This is a genomic window from Bradyrhizobium cosmicum (assembly GCF_032290525.1).
GTDB classification, from domain to species: domain Bacteria; phylum Pseudomonadota; class Alphaproteobacteria; order Rhizobiales; family Xanthobacteraceae; genus Bradyrhizobium; species Bradyrhizobium cosmicum_A.
Window position 1 is genome coordinate 293,990 of record NZ_JASXTA010000005.1, and the last position, 22,297, is coordinate 316,286.

At 65.5% G+C, this 22,297-nt stretch carries 15 protein-coding genes; 10 read left to right on the forward strand and 5 right to left on the reverse strand.

Annotated features, from left to right (window positions below; genetic code table 11):
• Positions 1-110 precede the first annotated feature (110 nt).
• On the reverse strand, positions 111-1,514 hold the full coding sequence (locus QSV46_RS12080) for a M48 family metalloprotease (protein ID WP_314950633.1): 1,404 nt from the start codon (positions 1,512-1,514) through the stop codon (positions 111-113).
• A 192-nt stretch (positions 1,515-1,706) separates the two neighbouring features.
• On the opposite strand from QSV46_RS12080, the gene QSV46_RS12085 reads away from it, so the two are divergent.
• The 3 genes from QSV46_RS12085 to QSV46_RS12095 all read left to right on the forward strand — a co-directional run bounded on the left by QSV46_RS12085 (position 1,707) and on the right by QSV46_RS12095 (position 4,972).
• Positions 1,707-2,894, forward strand: coding sequence for a pyridoxal phosphate-dependent aminotransferase (locus QSV46_RS12085; RefSeq protein ID WP_314950635.1), 1,188 nt, complete (start codon positions 1,707-1,709; stop codon positions 2,892-2,894).
• A 105-nt stretch (positions 2,895-2,999) separates the two neighbouring features.
• On the forward strand, positions 3,000-3,554 hold the full coding sequence (locus QSV46_RS12090; RefSeq protein WP_314950958.1) for a biotin transporter BioY: 555 nt from the start codon (positions 3,000-3,002) through the stop codon (positions 3,552-3,554).
• A gap of 83 nt (positions 3,555-3,637) precedes the next feature.
• The gene (locus tag QSV46_RS12095) at positions 3,638-4,972 is read left to right on the forward strand and encodes a dicarboxylate/amino acid:cation symporter (RefSeq protein WP_314950637.1); all 1,335 of its coding nucleotides are present in this window, start codon (positions 3,638-3,640) and stop codon (positions 4,970-4,972) included.
• A 120-nt stretch (positions 4,973-5,092) separates the two neighbouring features.
• Here the strand turns inward: QSV46_RS12095 and QSV46_RS12100 are convergent, their stop codons facing one another.
• From QSV46_RS12100 to QSV46_RS12110, 3 genes are all read right to left on the reverse strand, one after another.
• The gene (locus QSV46_RS12100) at positions 5,093-6,325 is read right to left on the reverse strand and encodes an FAD-binding oxidoreductase (protein ID WP_314950638.1); all 1,233 of its coding nucleotides are present in this window, start codon (positions 6,323-6,325) and stop codon (positions 5,093-5,095) included.
• A gap of 43 nt (positions 6,326-6,368) precedes the next feature.
• Complete coding sequence (locus tag QSV46_RS12105) at positions 6,369-7,865, reverse strand: amidase (protein ID WP_314950640.1); 1,497 nt, start codon at positions 7,863-7,865, stop codon at positions 6,369-6,371.
• Positions 7,866-8,003: 138 nt separating this feature from the next.
• Positions 8,004-11,075, reverse strand: a complete 3,072-nt coding sequence (locus QSV46_RS12110) for an Rne/Rng family ribonuclease (protein WP_314950642.1) — start codon at positions 11,073-11,075, stop codon at positions 8,004-8,006.
• Between the two features lie 704 nt (positions 11,076-11,779).
• Here QSV46_RS12110 and QSV46_RS12115 point away from each other — a divergent pair.
• From QSV46_RS12115 to QSV46_RS12145, 7 genes are all read left to right on the forward strand, one after another.
• The gene (locus QSV46_RS12115; RefSeq protein WP_314950644.1) at positions 11,780-13,072 is read left to right on the forward strand and encodes an N-acetylmuramoyl-L-alanine amidase; all 1,293 of its coding nucleotides are present in this window, start codon (positions 11,780-11,782) and stop codon (positions 13,070-13,072) included.
• A 223-nt stretch (positions 13,073-13,295) separates the two neighbouring features.
• Entirely contained in the window at positions 13,296-15,797 is a 2,502-nt protein-coding gene (locus QSV46_RS12120) for a penicillin-binding protein 1A (protein ID WP_314950646.1), read from the forward strand.
• A gap of 108 nt (positions 15,798-15,905) precedes the next feature.
• A protein-coding gene (prfB, locus tag QSV46_RS12125; protein WP_314950648.1) for a peptide chain release factor 2 occupies positions 15,906-17,037 on the forward strand; the annotation gives its coding sequence in 2 pieces (ribosomal slippage) (positions 15,906-15,974 and positions 15,976-17,037; 1,131 coding nt in all).
• A 58-nt stretch (positions 17,038-17,095) separates the two neighbouring features.
• Entirely contained in the window at positions 17,096-17,440 is a 345-nt protein-coding gene (locus QSV46_RS12130) for a hypothetical protein (protein ID WP_314950650.1), read from the forward strand.
• Positions 17,441-17,552: 112 nt separating this feature from the next.
• Positions 17,553-18,434, forward strand: coding sequence for an NAD(P)-dependent oxidoreductase (locus QSV46_RS12135; RefSeq protein WP_314950652.1), 882 nt, complete (start codon positions 17,553-17,555; stop codon positions 18,432-18,434).
• Between the two features lie 125 nt (positions 18,435-18,559).
• Positions 18,560-19,471: a DMT family transporter gene (locus tag QSV46_RS12140; protein WP_314950654.1), complete on the forward strand. Its 912-nt coding sequence runs from the start codon at positions 18,560-18,562 to the stop codon at positions 19,469-19,471.
• 109 nt (positions 19,472-19,580) lie between these two features.
• Entirely contained in the window at positions 19,581-20,816 is a 1,236-nt protein-coding gene (locus QSV46_RS12145) for an ABC transporter substrate-binding protein (RefSeq protein ID WP_314950656.1), read from the forward strand.
• A gap of 42 nt (positions 20,817-20,858) precedes the next feature.
• On the opposite strand, the gene QSV46_RS12150 is transcribed toward QSV46_RS12145, so the two are convergent.
• Positions 20,859-22,223 carry a peptidoglycan DD-metalloendopeptidase family protein gene (locus QSV46_RS12150; protein WP_314950658.1) on the reverse strand — a complete coding sequence of 455 codons (1,365 nt, stop codon included), beginning with the start codon at positions 22,221-22,223 and terminating at the stop codon, positions 20,859-20,861.
• Positions 22,224-22,297 lie beyond the last annotated feature (74 nt).

Here is a 22,297-nt window from a genome sequence, read left to right on the forward strand (position 1 = left end):
AAATCCTCTGATCCAAAGCAGGTTTCGGAAAACGTCCCGGCGGACTCAAAGCTCGGTGTCGTGACGTCGTAGTGCCGGGCGTCGTGGTGTCAGGCGTCGTTGTCGTCGATCTAGTTACGCGGCGGCTTGGCCGCCACGATGTCGTCGGCCTTGACCCATCCGGGCGTGCCGACGGCGAAACGGGTTTTCGCGCGCGTGGCGAGCTCGCGGGCGGTCTTGTTGTCGCCGCGCAGATAAGCGGCCTGCGCCGACGCCAGATCGGCCTCGGCATAGTCGCCCTTCCGGCCATAGGCCATCGCGAGCTGCATGTAGCCAAGAGCGGCCTCCGGTTCCCGCGCCACCGCGGCCCGGAGAATCCGAACGGCATCGTCCGTGTAGGCCTTATTATCGGATCCAACCAGTGCCTGCCCAAGTAACATCTCGATGAGGGGCGCGTTGTTGGAGAGCTGCGCCGCCTTGCGGAGGGCAGGGATCGCCTCGGCCGGCCTGCCGCCCTCCAGCAGGGCCTGGCCGCGCACCTCGTAAAAATACGCATTGTTCGGCTGGATCTGGATCAGCGCATCGATCTGGGCGAGCGCGCTGCGCAGATCGCCGTGCAGATAGGTGCTGATGGCGCGGGCATAGCGCGCCGGCATGCTGTCATTGGTCTGGGGATAGCGGCGGTACACCGTTTCCGGCCGCTCCATGAACGCGGAGATCTTGGCGCGCACCATGTCGTGGCGGAGCTGGAGCGCGGGATCGTCCTTCTTGTCCCAATAGGGGCTGGAGCTGGCGAACTCCTGTAGCGAGGCAACGCGCTCGGCGGGCATCGGGTGCGACTGCAGATACGGGTCGGCGCCGCGCGCGGCGAACAGGCTCTCGCTGGTGAAGCGCTTGAAGGTCTCGTACATGCCCTTCGGCGACTGCTGGGTCGCAGTCAGGAATTTCACGCCGGCACGGTCGGCATTCTCTTCCTGCTGGCGCTGATAGGACAGGAGCGTACGGCGGATCATCTCCTGCGGCCCCGCGATCGCGGCGGCGCCGGCATTTGCGAGCCCGTTGTTGCCTGCGCTGCTGCTGCCGCGCGTGGTGCCCGCGACCATCGCGCCGGCGCCGAGCAGCATCGCGATGATCATCTGGGTCTGGGCGTTGGCAAGCTGCTCGCGCAGCTTGGACAGATGACCGCCGGCCAGATGTCCGGTCTCGTGCGCGAGCACGCCAATAATCTGGTTCGGCGTCTCCGACTGGAGGATCGCGCCGTAATTGACGAAGATGCGGCGGCCGTCCGCGACGAAGGCGTTGAACGAGCCCTCGTTGACGATCACCATCTGGATGTTCTGCTTTTCCAGACCGGCGGCGCGCAGGATCGGGCGGGTATATTCGCGCAGCAACTGCTCGGTCTCGGTGTCGCGCAGGATCGGCGGCCCCTTGGCCTGGGCATGCGCGGCCGAAAACGGCGTCAGCGCGATCGCCGCAGCCGTGACGAGGGCGGCGAGGGCGGAGGCCTTCTTGCGCAATGCGATCTGGAGCAACATCAGGCGGTCTGGGTCAAACGGTCTTGGTCAAGCAGTTTCGTGATTGGTTTTGGCGATTGGCGGCGGACCGGATACGCGATATGCCCTTCTCAGCCGTACCCTTATGAGCCCTACAATGCGGCCAGTCTGGGGCGCAAGAGCCCCGTATCCCGGATCGGACCGACCGGTTCGCCAGCGAAATAGCAGAAATCGATGCACGATGCGACATTGAGGAACCGGTTGGGGCAGTGGCTCGAGCCCTCCCGCCGTAGCGATGTTCCCGCGTTCATGGTGATGGACGTGATGGACGCAGCGGCCCGAATCGAGGCGGCCGGCGGCCATGTCATCCACATGGAGGTCGGCCAGCCCGCAACCGGCGCCCCCAAGACCGCGATTGCGGCCGCCCATGCGGCGCTTGAGGCGGGGCGGATCGATTATACGTCCGCACTGGGCACTCCCGGCCTGCGCGCGTGTATCGCGCGGCATTATCGCGATGCCTATGGTTGCGACGTCAGTCCTGACAGGATCGTGGTGACGACCGGCTCCTCCGGCGGATTCATCCTGGCCTTCCTGTCGATGTTCGAACCCGGCGACCGCGTCGCCGTGACGGTGCCGGGCTATCCGCCCTACCGTCACATCCTCACCGCGCTCGGTTGCGAGCCGGTGCTGATCGAGACCACCAATGACACGCGCCATGCGCTGACCGGCGAGGCACTGCTGGCCGCCCATCGCAAGGCGCCGCTGAAGGGCGTGCTGGTCGGCAGCCCCGCCAATCCGACGGGGACGATGATGTCCCGCGAGGCGCTGTCGGGCCTGATCGCGGCGGCGGAAGACGCCGGCATTCGCTTCATCTCGGACGAGATCTATCACGGGCTCGACTACGCGTTTCCCGCGGTGACGGCAGCGTCGCTCTCAGGGCACGCGGTGGTGATCAACTCGTTCTCGAAGTATTTTTGCATGACGGGCTGGCGCGTCGGCTGGATGGTCGTGCCTGACATCCTGGTGCGGCCGATCGAGCGGCTCCAGCAGAACCTGTCGATCTCGGTGCCGTCGCTGTCGCAAATCGCAGCCGAGGCCGCCTTCGACGGTGCGGCCGAGATGGAGGAGATCAAGCACGGCTATCAGGAAAACCGCCGCATCCTGATCGAGGGATTGCCCAAGGCAGGCCTCAGCAAGTTCCTGCCGGCCGACGGCGCATTCTATCTTTATGCGGATGTCTCGGACTTCACTCCTGACAGTTTCGAGTTCGCCAAGCAGATGCTGGAGCAGGCGCATGTCGCGGCCACGCCCGGGCTCGATTTCGATCCTATCCATGGCCGTTCATTCATCCGGCTTTCCTATGCGCGTTCGCCCGAAGAGATGCGGGAGGCAGTTGACCGGATCGCTCACTGGCTTAAATAGCCGCCAGTTTTCGCCAGCCGTTTCGACCCCAGCCTTGCGGAGTGCATCTTGTCTGACCGTTCCCTCCCGTCCGCCGCCACGCCGCATTCTCCTCTCGCCGCTTTGATGTGGCCGGCCCGTCCCGGTGAAACCGTCGGCGCACTGCGCGCCTTCGTGCTGATCGCGCTCGGCACCGCCTTGATGGCGCTGTCAGCCAAGGTAAACCTGCCGCTGCCTTACGTGCCGATGACGTTGCAGACGCTGGTCGTGCTGATGATCGGTGCCGCCTATGGCTGGCGCCTTGGCAGCGCAACCATGATCGCCTACCTCGCCGAGGGTGCGATGGGGCTGCCGGTGTTCGCCGGTCCCGTCGGTGGAATTGCACCGCTGGTTGGCCCAACCGCCGGCTATCTGTTCGGCTTCGTCGGCGCCGCCTTCGTCACCGGCTGGCTCGCCGAGCGCGGCTGGGATCGCAGCGTGGCGCTACTGTTTGCGGCGATGGCCGCCGGCCACATTCTCATCCTCGCCGCGGGATTCGGCTGGCTGGCGTTTGGCCTTGGTCTGGGCGTCGCGAAGGCCTGGCAGGTCGGTCTGATGCCGTTCATCGCGGCCTCGCTGGTCAAGAACGCGCTGGGGGCGACGCTGATGCCGGCGGCGCGCCGCATCGTCGATGGCCGGTAAAGCGCGCAATACCGAGCAGTTCCAATTGACAGGGCCGGCCAAGTTGATCTTGGCTGGCTCTAAGTTTGAGGGGGAGTGAAACGATGACGACGACAACGATGGCGGAGGCGCCGGTCGCGCCGCCCGCAGCAAAGCCGTGGTACAAGGTTCTCTACGTCCAGGTGCTGATCGCCATCGTGCTCGGCGCCATCGTCGGCTGGCTGTGGCCGACGGTCGCCACCAACGAATGGATCAAGGCGCTCGGCGACGGCTTCATCAAGCTGATCAAGATGGTGATCGCGCCGATCATCTTCTGCACCGTGGTCTCGGGCATCGCCCATATCCAGGACGCCAAGAAAGTCGGCCGCATCGGCGTCAAGGCGCTGGTCTATTTCGAGATCGTCTCGACTTTCGCGCTGGTGATCGGACTCATCGTCGGTAATTTGGCGAAGCCGGGCGCGGGCTTCGGCAATGCGGCGGCGAACGAGGCGGCTGTCGCAAACTACGCCAAGCAGGCCGCCGGCCAGAAGTCGGTCGATTTCGTGCTGCACATCATTCCGGACACCGTCGTCGGCGCCTTCGCGCAAGGCGAGATCCTCCAGGTGCTGCTGTTCTCGGTGCTGTTCGGCTTTGCGGTCATGAGTCTCGGCGAACGCGGCTACACGATCCGCAGCTTCATCGACGACGCCGCGCATGCGGTGTTCGGCGTCATCTCCATCGTCATGCGCGCGGCGCCGATCGGTGCGTTCGGCGCGATGGCCTACACGATCGGCAAGTTCGGCACCGGCGCGATCCTCAATCTGATCGGGCTGATCGCCACGTTCTACCTCACCGCGGCGCTGTTCGTTTTCGTCGTGCTCGGCATCATCGCGCGCATGGCGGGGTTCTCGATCTTCAAGTTCCTGGCCTACATCAAGGACGAACTCCTGATCGTGCTCGGCACCTCGTCCTCGGAAAGCGCGCTGCCGTCCCTGATGGAAAAGCTCGAACGTCTCGGCTGCTCCAAATCCGTGGTCGGCCTCGTGGTGCCCACGGGTTACTCGTTCAACCTCGACGGCACCAACATCTACATGACGCTGGCGACGTTGTTCATAGCGCAGGCACTCGGCTACGATCTCTCCTTCAGCCAGCAGGCCACGATCCTGGTGGTGGCGATGCTGACTTCGAAGGGCGCCTCCGGCATCACGGGGGCGGGGTTCATCACGCTGGCCGCGACGCTCGCCGTGGTCGACCCTCGGCTCGTGCCGGGCATGGCGATCGTGCTCGGCATCGACAAGTTCATGAGCGAGTGCCGGGCGCTGACCAATCTCTGCGGCAACGGCGTGGCCTGCGTGATCGTCGCCTGGTGGGAGGGCGAGCTCGATCGCGACAAGCTCAACGCCAACCTCGCCAAGCAGATCGACCCGACCGACATGGAAACCGCTGTCACGACGGATTGATCTGCCGGGCCCGTAACGGTGCGATGCGCCGTCAGGTCCTAAAGTAACAGGGCTGGTCGAGATCCTCGATCAGCCCTTTCTTTTCGGCGCACGCGCGGTGCTCGCCGCAAGCGCCGAGAGCTAGAACCGCTCCGGCCGATATGGCGCGGGATCGATCGACGGCGTTTCGCCGCTCATCATCTCCGCGAGCAGGCGTCCCGTCGCGGGTCCCAGCGTAAAGCCCTGGTGACCGTGGCCGAAGTTCATCCAGAGACCGGGATGGCGCGGAGCGTGCCCCAGCACCGGCAGCATGTCGGGCGTGCAGGGGCGGGTGCCGAACCACGGGTCGGGCTCGGCGCGCTTGCCGAGGTCGATCAGCTCGCGTGCGGCGGCTTCGGCGCTGGCGAGCTGCACCGGCGTTGCGAGCGCATCCGGACCCGTCAGCTCCGCACCAGTGGTGATGCGAATGCCCTTGGCCATCGGACCCATGGCGTAACCGTTGCCCTTGTCGACCAGCGGCAGGTCGAGCGACGCGCCGCCGCTGTAATGCATGTGGTAGCCGCGCTTGCGCACCAGCGGGATGCGATAGCCGAATTTGGTGAGGAGATCGGGCGACCATGGCCCGAGTGTCACGACGGCGTTGGCGGCGTCGATGCGTCCGTTGTCCGTATCGACCGACCAGCCGGTCGCGGTCTGCTGCACCGTCTGGGCATCGCCAAGTACGATTGCGCCGCCGAGGCGCTCGAACAGTTCGGCATAGGCCGTGACCAGCGCACCGGGATCGGACACGGTCCAGGTGTCGAGCCAGTGGATCGCGCCGGGGAGATCGTCGCGCAGGATCGGCTCGGCCTTGGCAAGCTCGCTGCCGGAGAGCACGCGGAAATTCACGCCGAATTCGCGCTGGTCTTCCTCCGCCGCCTTGACCGAGAGATCCATCGACGCGGCGTCGCGAAACAGCGCCCGATAGCCGGCGCGGCGGATCAGATTGTCGGCATGGGCTTCGCGGATGAGGATGTCGTGCTCGCTTGTTGCGTAAGCGATCAGGCGCGCCCAGCCTGCGATCGCTTCGCGATGCCGCTTCGGTGCCGAATGCCACCAGTAGCGCAGCAGGGGCTCGATGTGGCGATGAAGCGAGGACAGGCTGTAGCGCACGTCGTTGGTGCGGCCGGTCGCGATCTTGAGCAGCGTGGCGAGGTCGCGGGGCATCGGATAGGGGCGGACCGCTTCCGCCTGGATCATCCCGGCGTTGCCGTAGCTGGTCTCGCGGCCCGGCTCCCTGCGGTCGACGAGGGTGACGGACCAGCCGCGCCGCTGCAGATGCAGCGCAGCGCCGACGCCCACCATGCCGCCGCCGAGAACGATTGCGCTTTGCATCGAAAAATTTCTCCTGTCAGGCCGTCTGGCGAGCCGAGGTCGGTCATTCCCAGGCGAGGAAGCCCGGCGTGGCCGATAACGGCGGCGCCGCGGCGAGCCGCGCGAGGTCAGGCACCGGCCGGCACAATTGTGCATCATGCGCGAACGCCGCTTCGAGGCTCGCGGCCACCGACAGCACGGCGGCGTCGCCCCCGCGCGGACCGACGATCTGGAGGCCGAACGGCAGGCCGGCTTCATCGAAGCCGAGCGGAATACTGATCGCGGGATGGCCGGGAAGCGTCACGGCATAGGCGAGCGCGAGCCAGTGGAAATAGGATTTGGTCGGCACGCCGTCGATCTCGGCGGGATAGGGCTCCGACCACGGCCGCGGACTGAGCGTGATCGTCGGGCTGATCAGCACGTCCTGCTTTTCGAAGAAGCTCTGCCAAGCGCGGTAGATCCGCGTCTGGGTCGTGGTGGCGCGAGCGTGGTCCTCGAGCGAATAGCCGAGACCTTCCTCGACATTGGCGCGAACGTTGGGACCGAGCATCTCGGGACGCTCTTTGTAGTTCTTGCCATGGGTCGCCAGGAACATGCCTGCGCGCAGCACGGCGAAGGCATCGTCCGCGCCGGAACAGTCGGGCGTCGCCTCGCGGGAGTCCGCGAACAGCGGCGCGAGCTTGTTCACGCGCGCGCGGAATACGCGGCGGATCGCCTGCTCGGTCGGCGCGAAGCCGAAATCTTCCGTAAAGGCGAGACGCAGCTTGCCGAGTTCTGCGGGACGCGGTGCGGCCCAGCGTTCGGCGCGACCGCGCACGGGCTCGCCGGGCAGCGTATAGGCCAGGGGATCGCGGACATCATCGCTCGCCATCACCGACAGCATCAGGGCGGTGTCGGCGACATTGCGCGCCATCGGCCCGTCGGTCGAAAGGTTCGACCAGCCGAAGGCGCGCTTCTCGCTCGGAACGAGGCCGTAGGACGGGCGCATGCCGACGATGCCGGAGAAGCCGGCCGGATTGCGCAAGGAGCCGCCGGTGTCCGAGCCCGAGGCGAGCGGAGCCATGCCGCAGGCGAGCGCAACCGCCGAGCCGCCGGAGGAGCCGGCCGCCGAGCGCGAGGGATCGAAGGGATTGCCGGTCGCGCCGAACACGGGATTGCGGGTGTTGGCGCCCGCCGCCCATTCCGGCGTGTTGGTCTTGCCGAAGATGATGGCGCCGGCCGCGCGCAATCGTGCGACGGAGCCCTGGTCGGCGGCCGGCACGTTGTCGCGCAGCAGCGGACTGCCATAGGTCGAGCGCATCCCGGCGGTGTCCTGGGTATCCTTGATCAGGACCGGGAGCCCGTGCAACGCGCCGCGATCCTCGCCGCGCAGGATGGCGGCTTCCGTCGCCTTCGCCGCGGCGCGCGCGCCTGATACATCCAACGTCACGACGGCGTTGATGGCGGGATTGATGGTCGCGATCCGCGACAGGCAGGACTCCAGCAGCTCGACGGGCGAGATGGTCCGGGCGGTCAGCAGACGGCGCAGCTCAACCGCGCTGGAGTCGCAAAGCTCTGCCAAATGCCGATCCCTTCCAAACCGAGAAAACGATTTAGCATATATCAATGCACCGAGCTGATCGGCAAACGCATGAGTGGAGAGAGCGTCGAAACAAAAACGCCCGGCTGTGCCGGGCGTTTTGCATGAGGGCGTTCGCTGCTACTCGCCGCCGCCGAAGCGGCGCGACCACCAGCCGGCGCGACGCGGCGCGGCCGGAGTTTCGCTTGCTGATTCCGGCGTCGGCTCAGGTGCCGGGGGCGGGGCCACCGGTTCGGCTGCCTGCGCAGCCGGCTCGCTTGGGCTGCTCGACAGGAAGCTCACCTTTTCCCGGACCGTGGAGCGGCGTCGCGCGGCCTTGTCGTCGGCGGGCTCTTCCTCTGCGACGGCCGGAGCCGGCGCGGGCTGGGCCGGTGCCGCCTGCACCTCGGCGGCGCGAGGCTCAGGCTGAGCGACCTGCGGCTCGACAGCGTTGATCGCTTCGGAATGCGCAATCGAGGGCGCAGCCTCGCCGCCCGATTCGTCGAAATCGGCGACCGCGTCGGTTGCTTCCGATGGCGCATTGGCGGCGAGCTCGTCGCTGATGGAGCCGGCGAGACCGTCCTCGCCGTTACCACGCCGACGGCGTCCGCCACGGCGACCACGCCGGCGGCGGCGGTCGGCGCTGCCCTGCTGCTCGCCACGAGCCGCCTGCTCCTCGCCTTCCTCGCCGTCCTGTTCGGCTTCGGCATCCTCTTCGGCTTCGCCGGCCGCCATGGCCGCCTCGGGAAGAGCGGAAGCGCCATCCTCACGCGCCTCGGCGTCGCGCTGGCCACTGCGGCCGCGCCGACGACGGCGGCGTTTGCGGCCGCGCTGGCCGTCCTGCTCGGAGGCGGCGTCGCCTGCGGTCTGCTCCTCGGCGAGACCTTCGGTCTCCTCGGTCTCGACCTCGGATTCGGTCTCCGGATCGAACTCCTCGTCGTCGTAGGCTTCTTCGACCAAGGGCGGCGGGCTCGCAGCCGCCTGCGCCGCGAGCAGCGCCTTGGCGGCTTCCAGCGTATGCACCTGCTCGCCGCGGTCGATCAGATAGGCCTGCGGTCCGCTGACGCTGGGGTCGGCGATGACCGACAGCGTGACCTTGAAGCCGTTCTCGAGATCGCGCAGATGGCCGCGCTTGTGGTTCAGCACATAGAGCGCGACATCGGTGCGGGTGCGGACCACGAGATTGTGGGTCGCGCCCTTCATCAGGATCTCTTCGAGGCCGCGCAGCAGCTGGAGCGCAACCGAGGAGACCGAGCGGACATGGCCGGTGCCGCCGCAATGCGGGCAGGGATCGGTCGAGGATTCCAGCACGCTGGCGCGGATGCGCTGGCGCGACATTTCGAGCAGGCCGAAATGCGAGATGCGGCCGACCTGGATCCGCGCGCGGTCCTGCCGCAGGCAATCGGACAGCTTGCGCTCGACCGCGCGGTTGTTGCGCTTCTCGTCCATGTCGATGAAGTCGATGACGATCAGGCCGGCGAGGTCGCGCAGGCGAAGCTGGCGGGCGACCTCTTCGGACGCCTCCAGATTGGTCTTGAGCGCGGTGTCCTCGATATGGTGCTCGCGGGTCGATCGTCCCGAGTTGACGTCGATCGAGACCAGCGCCTCGGTCTGGTTGATCACGATGTAGCCGCCGGACCGCAATTGCACGGTCGGCGAGAACATCGCATCCAGCTGGCTCTCGACGCCCATGCGTGAGAACAGCGGCTGGCCGTCGCGATATTGCTTCACCGCGCCGACATTGGCGGGCATCAGCATCTTCATGAAATCGCGCGCTTCGCGGTAGCCGGATTCACCGGCAACCGAGATCTCGTCGATCTCCTTGTTGTAGAGGTCGCGCAGCGAGCGCTTGATTAGAGAGCCTTCCTCATAGACGAGGGTCGGGGCCTGCGACTTCAGCGTCAGGTCGCGCACGGTCTCCCACATCCGGATCAGATATTCGAAGTCGCGCTTGATCTCGGGCTTGGTGCGGGCGGCGCCGGCGGTGCGCAGGATGATGCCCATGCCCTCGGGCACGTCGAGATCCTGCACCACTTCCTTGAGACGGGAGCGGTCCTGGGCGCTGGTGATCTTGCGGCTGATGCCGCCGCCGCGCGCGGTGTTCGGCATCAACACGGCATAGCGGCCGGCGAGCGAGAGATAGGTCGTCAGCGCCGCGCCCTTGTTGCCGCGCTCTTCCTTGACGACCTGGACCAGCATCACCTGGCGGCGCTTGATGACTTCCTGGATCTTGTACTGGCGGCGCGGGCGGAAGGTGCGCTCCGGCACTTCCTCCAGCACGTCGTCGCCGCCGACGGATTCGACGACTTCCTCTTCGGCGTCCTCCTCGTCCTCGTCCTCGTCGTCCTCTTCCTCGGCCGTGAGGCCGGCGGACTCGGCATGCAAGGACTCACCATGGGAGAACTCGGCATGGGAGGACTCGGCACTCTCCCCGGCGGAGTACACGGCATCGGCCGGTTCGGCGGCTGATGTCAGGGCCTCGGCCAGAGCCTCGGCATGCGCTTCGGAGGCGGCAGCCTCCGGCGGCTCGGCAGCAACCACGGGCTCGGCGCCGACGGCTGCGACAGGCGCGGGCGTCTCGTCGGCATGACCGTGATGATCGCGCTCGCCCTCATGACCATGGTCGTCATGGTCATGGATATGATGATGCTCGCCGTGATCGTGGTCGTGATGATCGTGGTCGTGACCCTCGTGCTCGCCGTGATGCCCGGCATCGGCGTGCAGATGCTCGCCGTCGTGCGAAGCGCCCTCGGCATGTGCCGGCAGGGCCTCGCCCTCGATCGGCTGAGCGGCGGGATCGGAGCCGGCGCCCTCGACGATGTCGCTGCGGACGCGCTCGCCATGACCGCGGCGGCGGGAGCTGCGGTGGCGCGAGCGGCGGCGGCCCTGCGAGCGGTTCTCGGTCTCTTCCTCCGCCTCGCGGTGGGCCTGTTCCTCGGCCTCGATCAGTGCCTGCCGGTCGGCGACCGGGATCTGGTAATAGTCGGGATGAATTTCGCTGAAGGCGAGAAAGCCGTGGCGGTTGCCGCCATATTCGACGAAGGCCGCCTGGAGCGAGGGTTCGACCCGCGTGACCTTGGCAAGGTAGATATTTCCGCGCAGTTGCTTGCGTTGCGCGGTCTCGAAATCAAACTCTTCGACGCGATTGCCGCGGACCACGACAACCCGGGTCTCTTCCGGGTGGGTGGCATCGATCAACATCTTGTTGGGCATGTCTTAACTCTTGGCGGCGGCGGGCGCGGTTCACCGTGGGCGCGATCTGCGCTGCCGGGTGACGCGACGGTCCACCTGATTCGGGGGTGAGGGGAAGGCCGAAACGCCGTCTCTCGCGCCTCGCCGAATCGGAAGCTTTAGGACCGAAGCGGCGCGCGGGATTGTCACTCCGCAGCGTCGCGAACGGTCCTTCAGAATTCGTCGGCACAGTCTGGCGCATCAAGCGTCGGCCCGTATGAAACAGTGGGCGGCGGGGCCGCCCCTCAATCAGTTGCTGCTGGCCAGGCATGGCGCGAGCGCGCTCGCCTTGGGATTACGAACCGTTCCCTTGGGATTAAGGGACCGGGTAACGGGTTACGCCGCTGTCAGAACCGTCCCGGAAACACAGCGGTAACCGGGGACCGTCCGCCGCCGGAGCTTGACCCGCTCCACCTCGCTGCCGCGCACCGCGCTGGTCTTAGAGGCGAACGGAAAAACGCTGGAATTCCCAAACCTTGAGAGTTCCGGCGCTGCACCGGGAGGCTGAATGCGACACAACCGGAAATATCGGCCGTCAGCACTCCGTACATACGTGGAATGGGCCAACCGTGCAAGGGAGCGTCGCACGGCGGTCACAGTGAGCGAGTTTCGCGCGGTCGTGATTAAGGATCGTTTAACCCTGTGGTTCTATTGCGTTAAAAGAGCTGCTCGGAGGCACGGAATCGGTGGCGAGCCGCACCAATCAAAGGGTTTTGCTGGGATGCGCGCTGTTGTGCGCTGCAGTATTGCCATGTGCCGATTCTTCGCGCCTGAGCGCGGCGGAAAGACAATCGCAACCCTCTGTTGCGGCAGCCAATTTTCCAGTTGCCTCGGCCGCCCGACTGGCCGGCGACGGCAAGCAGACCCGCTTCATTCTCGACATTGATCAGACCGTTACCTTCCGTGCAGGCACGCTCGCCGACCCCTATCGGGTGGTGGTCGACGTGCCCCAGCTGAATTTTCAGCTACCCGCGGGCACCGGGACCGGGCGCGGACTGGTCAAGGCCTTTCGCTACGGGCTGGTCATGCCAGGCGGCTCGCGAATCGTGTTCGACCTGTCCGGGCCGGCCAAGATCGCCAAATCCTACGTGCTGGAGGCCGCCAACGGCCAGCCGGCCCGGCTGGTGATCGAGCTGGAGGAGGTCGACCGCACCGCCTTCGTTCCGACGCTCGCTCCGGAAAATCGCCCTGAGCTGCGGCCCGCGATCGCCGATGCGCCGCCCGCAACGGCTGCTGCCACCGCAACTCCGGAAGCCGCGCAGCAGAAGGCCGATGGCCGCCCGATCGTCGTGATCGATCCTGGCCATGGTGGTATCGACAATGGCACCCAGTCGAGCGGCGAGAGCGAGAAGAATTTGGTGCTGGCGTTCGGCTTGGCGCTGCGCGACCGGCTGGAGAAAGCCGGCAAGTACCGCGTGGTGATGACGCGGGACGACGACACCTTCATCGCGCTCAACGACCGGGTCAAAGTGGCCCGCGGGCTCAAGGCGGCGCTGTTCGTCTCGATCCATGCCGACGCGCTGCCGCGTGCCGAGGGCGATGCTCAGGGCGCAACCATCTACACGCTGTCCGACAAGGCCTCGGACGCGGAGGCCCAGCGACTGGCGGATGCGGAAAACCGGGCGGACGCGATCGCCGGCTTCAATCTCACGGAGGAGCCGACCGATGTCGCCGACATCCTGATCGACCTCACCCAGCGGGAAACTCGCACTTTTTCAAGCCGTTTTGCCCGCCTCTTGATGGGTGAAATGAAGTCGACCGTGCGGATGCACAAGCATCCGCTGAAGTCGGCCGGCTTCCGGGTGCTGAAGGCGCCTGACGTGCCCTCGGTGCTGGTCGAGATCGGCTATGTCTCCAACAAGGGAGATCTCGAGCATCTGGTGTCCGAGGGCTGGCGGTCCCGTGCCGTAGGCTCGATGGCGCAGGCGATCGACGGGTTCCTGACCAAGCGGATGGCGACCGCCGGGCCGTCGAATTGAGAGGGGATTTTTCGTGCCGCCGCAAAAGCCCTAGTTTGGCCACAGCGGGCGCTTTATAAAAACGCCGCAGGGGGTTCCGGAATCGAGGAGAATCCCGTTCGGCAGGCGTCTTGGGTCCGGCACTGATGGTATTGAGTAGGCCGGTGAATTCGCGACGTGAGGTTGGCGCCTGTTTGGGGTGCTGATACTGAGCTGATCCAGAGTTTGAACGGATAAACACATAATGCGCTTGCTGGTGCGGTTCATGGGCTTCCTGTTCGCCGCGGGAACAGTGCTGTTCCTTGTCGGTGTCGGGGCCGTGGCAGGCCTGATATGGCATTTCTCCAAGGATTTGCCGGATTACTCTCAGCTTCAGGATTACGAGCCGCCGGTGATGACCCGCGTGCACGCGGTCGACGGCTCGCTGCTCGGCGAATACGCCAAGGAACGGCGATTGTATCTGCCGATCCAGGCGGTACCGAAGCTCGTGATCAACGCCTTCCTCGCGGCCGAGGACAAGAACTTCTACGAGCATGGCGGCATCGACTACACCGGTATGGCGCGCGCCGGCGTGGTCTACATCCAGAACTACGGCTCCAACCGCCGTCCGCAGGGCGCCTCGACGATCACCCAGCAGGTCGCCAAGAACTTCCTTCTGACCAACGAGGTCTCCTTCGCCCGCAAGATCAAGGAAGCGCTGCTGGCGATGCGGATCGAGAAGACCTACTCGAAGGACAAGATCCTCGAGCTGTATCTGAACGAAATCTATCTCGGCCTCGGTGCCTACGGCATCGCGGCCGCCTCGCTGGTCTATTTCGACAAGTCGGTGAACGAGCTGACCGTGGCGGAAGCGTCCTATCTGGCCGCGCTGCCGAAGATGCCCGCGACGCTGCATCCGGTCCGCAACCGCGACCGCGCCATCGAGCGCCGCAATTACGTCATCGACCGTCTGGTGGAGAACGGCTGGGTCAAGCAGGCCGACGCCGACAAGGCCCGCAAGGAGCCGCTGGCCGTCACCAGCCGCTCCAACGGCGCCCACACCTTCGCCGGCGAATATTTCGCCGAGGAAGTCCGCCGCGACATCTTCGAGCGCTACGGCGAGAAGAAACTCTACGAAGGCGGTCTGTCCGTCCGCACCACGCTCGATCCGAAGATCCAGGTCATGGCGCGCAAGGCCATGGTCGCCGGCCTCGTGAACTATGACGAGCAGCAGGGCTATCGCGGCGCCATGAGCAAGCTCGATATTTCGGGCGACTGGGGCGTGAAGCTCGCCGAGATCAAGTCGCTCTCCGACATCTCGCCATGGCGGATGGCGGTGGTGCTGGAGACCAGCGACCAGTCCGCACGCATCGGCTTCCAGCCGAGCCGCGAGCTCGGCGGCGCCATCAGCAAGCAGCGTGAGACCGGCATCGTCACCGTCGACGGGGTGCGCTGGGCGCGCGCCGCGCAAGGCGCCACGAAGGGCCGGGCGCCGGCGGCGGTTTCGCAGGTGCTCCAGCCCGGCGACGTCATTTATGCCGATCCGCTCTACAAGGACGGTCAGCCTGTCGACGGTCAGTACCGGCTGCGCCAGATCCCCGAAGTGTCCGGCGCGATGGTGGCGATGGATCCCTGGACCGGCCGCGTGCTCGCGATGGTCGGCGGCTTCTCGTTCGACCAGAGCCAGTTCAACCGTGCCACGCAGGCCTACCGGCAACCAGGCTCGTCGTTCAAGCCGATCGTCTATTCGGCCGCGCTCGACAACGGCTATACGCCGTCGACCGTGGTGCTCGACGCGCCCATCGAAATCGACCAGGGCCAGGGCGCCGGCGTGTGGCGGCCGGAAAACTTCTCGTCCGGCAAATTCCAGGGACCGGTGACGTTGCGCAATGCGCTGCGGCAGTCGCTCAACACCGTGACGGTGCGTCTCGCGCAAGACATCGGCATGCCCCTGATCGGCGAATATGCCCGCCGCTTCGGCGTCTATGACGAGCTGCCGAACTATCTCTCCTACGCGCTCGGTGCCGGCGAGACCACGGCGATGCGCATGGTCACGGCCTATTCGATGCTCGCCAATGGCGGCCGCCGGGTGAAGCCGACCTTGATCGATCGTATCCAGGACCGCTACGGCCGCACCATCTTCAAGCACGACCAGCGCGAATGCCGCGGTTGCGACGCGCCGGGTGGCTGGAAGAATCAGACCGAGCCGCAGCTGATCGATCGCCGCGAGCAGGTGCTGGACTCCATGACCGCCTACCAGATCACCGAGCTGATGGAAGGCGTGGTCCAGGCCGGTACCGCGACCGTGGTCAAGGAGGTCGGCAAGCCGATCGCCGGCAAGACCGGCACCACCAACGAGGCCAAGGACGCCTGGTTCGTCGGCTTCTCGCCCGACGTCGCCGTCGCCATCTATATGGGCTACGACAAGCCGCGCGCGCTCGGTAAGGGTAACGCCGCGACCGGCGGCCATCTGGCTGCTCCGATCGCGCGCGATTTCCTCAAGCTCGCGCTCGCCGACAAGCCCGCGGTTCCGTTCAAGGTGCCGGCCGGCATCAAGCTCGTGCGCGTCGCCTCCAAGACCGGCATGCGCGCCGGTCCCGGCGAGACCGGCGGAACCATTTTGGAGGCCTTCAAGCCGGGCACGGCGCCGCCGGATAACTACTCCGTCATCGGCGTTGCCGATGCCGACGGCCGCATGCCGGCGTCGCAGCAGCAGCAGCCGGATTCCGGCTTCTTCATGCGGCCGGGCACCGGCGGGCTGTACTAGGGCCTAGGACAACAGGGACGTTCTTCGCGGCGGCGGTTGCGCTTTGCAGCCACCGCCGCTACATCCCAGCTCCAATGCACGCGGGACTCCGCGAGACCAGAGAGCAACATGCGCGCCGAAATCGAACGGTTGGTAGAAGAGATCAAGCAGTCTGTCGGGCTGCTGAGGAGGCATCTTTGACGTCGAGAAATCGACGGCGCGCCTCGCTGAGCTGAACAAGCTCGCAGAAGATCCCAATCTCTGGAACGATCCCCAGAAAGCCCAGAAGCTGATGCAGGAGCGCACCTCGCTGGAGGATTCGCTCTCGGGCATCGGCAAGGTCGAGCAGGAGCTCGAAGACGACATCGGCATGATCGAGCTCGGCGAGGCCGAGGGCGATGCGGGGGTCGTGGCTGAAGCCGAAGCCGCGCTGAAGAACCTCAAGAAGGAAGTGGCGCGGCGCGAGCTCGAGGCGCTGCTGTCGGGCGAGGCCGATCGTTTCGATTCCTATCTCGAAGTCCATGCCGGTGCCGGCGGCACCGAGAGCCAGGACTGGGCGCAGATGCTGCTCCGCATGTACACGCGCTGGGCCGAGACCCACGGCTTCAAGGTCGAATACCTCGAAGAATCCGAGGGCGAAGAGGCCGGCATCAAGTCCGCGACGATCCAGGTCTCCGGCCACAACGCCTATGGCTGGCTGAAGACCGAGGCCGGCGTGCACCGGCTGGTGCGCATCTCGCCGTTCGATTCCAACGCGCGGCGGCACACCTCGTTTTCGAGCGTGCAGGTATTCCCGGTCATCGACGACAGCATCAAGATCGACATCAAGGAATCCGACGTCCGCGTCGACACGATGCGTTCGGGCGGCGCCGGCGGCCAGCACGTCAACAAGACCGAATCCGCGGTGCGCCTGACGCACATCCCGACCGGCGTTGCCGTGGTCTGTCAGGCCGGCCGGTCCCAGCACAAGAACAAGGCGCAGGCCTGGGACATGCTGCGTGCGCGTCTTTATGAAATCGAGCTGAAGAAGCGCGAGGAGAAGGCCGCCGCCGACCAGGCCGCCAAGACCGATATCGGCTGGGGCCACCAGATCCGCTCCTACGTGCTGCAGCCCTACCAGATGGTGAAGGATCTGCGCACGGGCGTGCAGACTTCGGACACCTCCGGTGTGCTCGGCGGCGATCTCGACGACTTCATGGCCGCGACATTGGCGCAGCGCGCCTTCGGCACCCCCGGCGCCGACATCGAGGACGTCGACTAGCAAAGACCTGAACAGTGCCGGAACGGCGTGGCTCGGCTGACCAACCTCGGAGAGAACCATGACGAGGGAAGAGACGCTGGCAGAGCTTGCGCGACAGGCTGACGAGCAGGCCGCGGCGCGCGAGCGCGAGCGCAGATTTCACGAGCAGCGGGATAGCCGTCGTCTCAACTACGACATCGGCGATGCCGCGTTGACGATACGATTTGCCACCTTCAAATTGATGACTATTCCATATGCGGAGATCATCGAGGTGGAACTCGGATCGCTCTTCACCAGGCGACTCTCGCAAATTGACCTGTCCAATGGTTTTCGAAAGGGGTGCCGGATCAGCAAATCGCGCGGCTGGTTTCGGTACGTTCTGATCACGCCGCGAGAGCCGAAGGACCTCTTGAACACTCAGTAGGTTTCGTTTGCTCGCGAATCCAATCACTGAATTCGGCGAGACCAATGCTCCAGTGCCGCCATTCCTTCGACCGAACGATCGGCGTATCGGCTCTCAAGAGACAGAGAATTAGATGACCAGGGTTGCGTTCATAGGTCTCGGGCGAATGGGTCACGGCATGGCCGGCCGTTATCTCGATGCCGGCTTCACGGTGACGCTGTGGAATCGCAGCAAGGCCAAGGCCGAAGACCTGATTGCGCGCGGGGCGCATTGGGCGACCTCGCCGGAGGATGCTGCGATCGATGCCGACGCCATCGTGACCATGGTCGCCGACGACGAGGCCTCGCGAGCGGTCTGGCTCGGGCCTCAGGGCGCAGCCAAGACGGCGAAAGCCGGCACCATCGCGATCGAATGCTCCACCGTCTCCTATGACCACGCCCGCGAGATGGGCCGCGAGTTCAATGCGCGCGGGCTGATCTACATCGATTGTCCCGTGACCGGGTTGCCGGATGCGGCCGCGAGCGGAAAGCTGACGCTGCTCGTTGGCGCCGATGCGGCTGATCTCGAGCGCGCGCGGCCTTATCTGACGCCGATCGGCTCGACCATCCGCCATTTCGGTGCGGTGGGCTCCGGCACCGTCTACAAGCTGATCAACAATCTGATGGGGGCGATCCAGATCGCCGGCCTTGCCGAAGGCCTCGCCATCGCCGAGCAGGCCGGGCTCGACATGAACCTGGTGCTGGAGTCGATCCAGGCGGGCGTCGCCGCGAGCCCGCAAGTGCAGCGCCACTCCAGGCGCATGGTCGCCCGCGATTTTTCCGGCGCGACGTTCACGGCGGCGCTGCGGCACAAGGATGCCGCCTACGCGGTCAAGCTCGCGGAGAGCCTGCTGGCCGACAAGCCGCTGGTCTCGCGCGCCGTGGTCGAATCCTATGCGCAAGCGAAGGCCGCGATGCCTGACGACGATGAAGGCAAGATGATCGAGCTGGTGTCGCGGCCGAAGAAGTCTTCCTAGCCGGAGCTGCGACATCGGGCGGCGCCGGTCGCCCGATTGCAAGACCTCAAAAGACTCATCGGAAATCGGGTGGCGTCTCCTGCCGAACTTACCTAGGCGGTAGGTCTGACCGGACTTTGGACGCCATGCCGTACAACGACAACCGGATCGACGCGCGCGACTGGTCGCTGCTCGCGGTGCTCTCGATCCTGTGGGGCGGCTCGTTCTTCTTCAATGGCGCGGCGCTGCGGGAATTGCCGCCGCTGACGCTGGTGTTCCTGCGCGTTGCGCTTGGTGCAGCCATTCTCCTGCCGCTGCTCCGCATCCAGGGCATCGGTTTTCCCAACGGCCTGACCGGCTGGAAGCCATTCTTCGCGATTGGATTGCTCAACAACGTCATTCCGTTCTCGCTGATCGTGATCGGCCAGACTTTCATCCCGAGCGGATTGGCGTCGATCCTGAATGCGACCACGCCGCTGTTCGCCGTGATGGTGATGGCAGTGGCGGGCGAAGAGGCCTTGCAGATGCGGCGGGTGGCCGGCCTGGCATTGGGCCTCGCCGGGGTGGTCATCCTGCGCGGATGGGGGATCGAGACGAGGGCCGGGCAGGGGATCGGCATCCTGCTCTGCCTTGGCGGCGCCCTCAGCTATGGCTTTGCGGCGCTGGCGGCGCGACGACTGTTGAAGGATTCAGCTCCGCTTGGCACGGCGACGTTTCAACTGATGGCCTCGACAGTGATGATGGCGGTTGTCGCCGGCGCAGTGGAGCAGCCGTGGCACCTTCCGATGCCGGGCCTCACAACCTGGCTCGCCGTGCTCGGCCTTGCCGCCCTGTCGACGGCGCTCGCCTACATCGTCTTCTTTCAGGTTTTGCTGCGCTCGGGTGCGACCAATGTGATGCTGGTGACGCTGCTCATTCCCGTCACGGCCATTCTTCTTGGATGGCTGGTGCTGGGTGAGCCGATCTCGATGCGCGAGATCGCGGGCGCCATCGTCATCGGCAGCGCGCTGCTCGTGATCGACGGGCGCATTCTGAATCTGTTGCGGCGCGCCGTGTGAGTTCCGCATCCGCCGTTTCACTTTGCGGAAAATCGCGACGCTTGCCAGCGGCACGCCGCCTTGCGACACTCCCGGCAAAACAAGACTACAAAACACAGGGGAGAGAACGATGCCGGGTCGTCGCCAAAACCTTGCTGCCCTCGCCATGCTCGCTGCCGGCGTGCTCGTCGCGGCACCGGCCCTGGCGCAGAAGAGATACGATCCCGGCGCCTCCGACACCGACATCAAGATCGGCAACATCATGCCCTATAGCGGGCCGGCGTCGTCCTATGGCGTGATTGGCAAGACCGAGGCCGCTTATTTCAAGATGATCAATGACCAGGGCGGCATCAACGGCCGCAAGATCAACTTCATCAGCTATGACGATGCCTATTCGCCGCCGAAGGCGATCGAGCAGGCACGCAAGCTGGTGGAGAGTGACGAGGTGCTGCTGATCTTCCAGCCGCTCGGAACGCCCTCCAATTCCGCGATCATGAAATACATGAACGCCAAGAAGATGCCGCAGCTCTTCGTGGCCTCCGGAGGGACTAAGTTCGGCGACCCGAAGAATTTCCCGTGGACCATGGGCTTCCAGCCGAACTACCAGAGCGAGGGCCGGATCTACGCAAAATACATCCGCGACAACTTCCCGAACGGCAAGATTGCGGTGCTGTGGCAGAACGACGACGCCGGCAAGGACCAGTTCAAGGGGCTGAAGGACGGGCTCGGCGACAGGGCGAGCATGATCATCGCCGACAAATCCTACGAGGTGAGTGACCCCTCGATTGATTCGCAGATCGTCGCGCTACACGATTCCGGCGCCGACATCTTCTTCTCCTGGGCCGCGCCGAAGGGATCGGCGCAGGCGATCCGGAAGGTCGGCGAGCTCGGCTGGAAACCGAAATTCTTCCTGGCGAACACCGCCACCTCGGTCGCCTCGGTGCTCAAGCCCGCAGGGCTCGACTATTCCAAGGATATCATCTCGACCGTCTATCTGAAGGACCCGACCGACCCGACCTGGGACAAGGATCCCGCAGTCGTCAAATGGCGCGCGTTCATGGACAAATATTATCCCGACGGCGACAAGACCAACGCCAACAACATCTACGGCTATGTCCAGGCCGAAGCGATGGCGCAGGTGCTGAAGCAGTGCGGCGACAATCTCACCCGTGAGAACGTCATGAAGCAGGCCACCAGCCTGAAGGATTTCCACACCGACCTGATGCTGCCCGGCATCATGGTCAACACCTCACCCGACGATTATTTCCCCATCGAGCAGATGCAATTGATGCGTTTCAACGGGCAGGCCTGGGAGCTGTTCGGCGACGTCATCACCGGCGAGGTCGGCCACGAGCGCGGCCAATAGTCAAGGCGGCTGCGCGCTGCGCTGAAAGTGAATGGCGCGGACTTAGCCTGCGCTCAGGCGTACGCCGGCGCGCAAAAATTTCTGCGGGTCGACCGCCTCGCCGTCGATGCGGGTCTCGTAGTGCAGATGCGGACCGGTCGAGCGTCCCGTCGAACCGACCAGACCGACCACTTGCCCGATCTTCACGATCTCGCCAACCTTGACGTTGATCTCGGAGAGATGGCCGTAGCGGGTCGCAAGCCCGTTGCCGTGGTCGACCTCGATCATGCGGCCGTAGCCGCCGGACCAGCCGGCCGAGACCACCTTGCCGTTGGCGGTGACGCGAACGGGATCGCCGGTGGCGGCGCGGAAGTCGAGCCCGGTATGCATCGCGGGCCGGCCGAGGAAGGGATCGCTGCGCACACCGAAACCGGAGGTGAACTCGACCTCGCCGATGACGGGCTTGCGATAGGGCACGAGCGCCAGCGTGCGGTTGAGACGATCCATCTCGGCACGTGTGACATTGATGCGATTGAGCTGCTTCTCGAACGGCCCGGCATTGGCGATGAGCTTGACCGGCACAAACGGTCCGCCCATCGCGCTACGCGGCACGGCGGCTTCGAGGCTGGCGAGATTGAGACCGAGATCGCTGACGACGCCGCGCATCCGGCGCATCCGTGAATCCATGCCTTCCTCGACGGCGCTGAGCGCCGCCATCTGGCGACGCTCGACCTGGTCAAGCGAGGCCGTGAGCCGGACCAGGACGTTGTCGAACCCCTGGTTCCTGGCGAATTGGCTGGTCAGCGGTGCCGCAACGGTCGGGGCGCGCGATTCGAGCCGCGCTTCGCGATCGGGCGGCGCCACGAAGGTCACGGTGTCGCTGATCGGTGACGGCTTTGGCGTGCCCTGCGTGGTCGTCTGGCCCGAATCGCCGCGCTGCGGGGCCGAGCGGGAGATCGATCCGGTCACGTCGGGCATGGCGCCCAGCGCCGTGGCCCGGGACTCCAGCGCCGTCTGGCGCTTCATGATCTGGTCGAGCTTCTGGTCGAACTGTTCCTGGTCAAGCAATTGCCGGCTGGTGGTGCGGTCGACCTTGGCGCGGAGCTCGGCGATGCGGTCTTCATAGGCGTATTGCATCTCGGCCTGGCGCGCGATCAGCCGGGTCAAGACGTCGTCGCGGAAGGCGAAATAGGTGGCGGTCGCAGCCGACCACAGCCCAAGCAGCACCACCGTGCCGACCACGATCCAGAACACCACGGGCCCGAGGCGGACCTGCTTGCCGTGATGCGCGATGGTGTAGGCATCATCGGCGTCGGCCAGGGGCATGGCGACCACCGCCGCGGCGGCAGGACGGCGATGGAAGGTGCGTCCGTGGTCGTGCGGGTGATGTTGGGTGTACTGCGAATATTGGGCAGAACTTTTCGACATCGGCACTCCCGCGCCGGTCGGATGAGTCCGGACGGCCTAATTGCCGCAGCAATCTGGGCCGCTCATGGTTAATT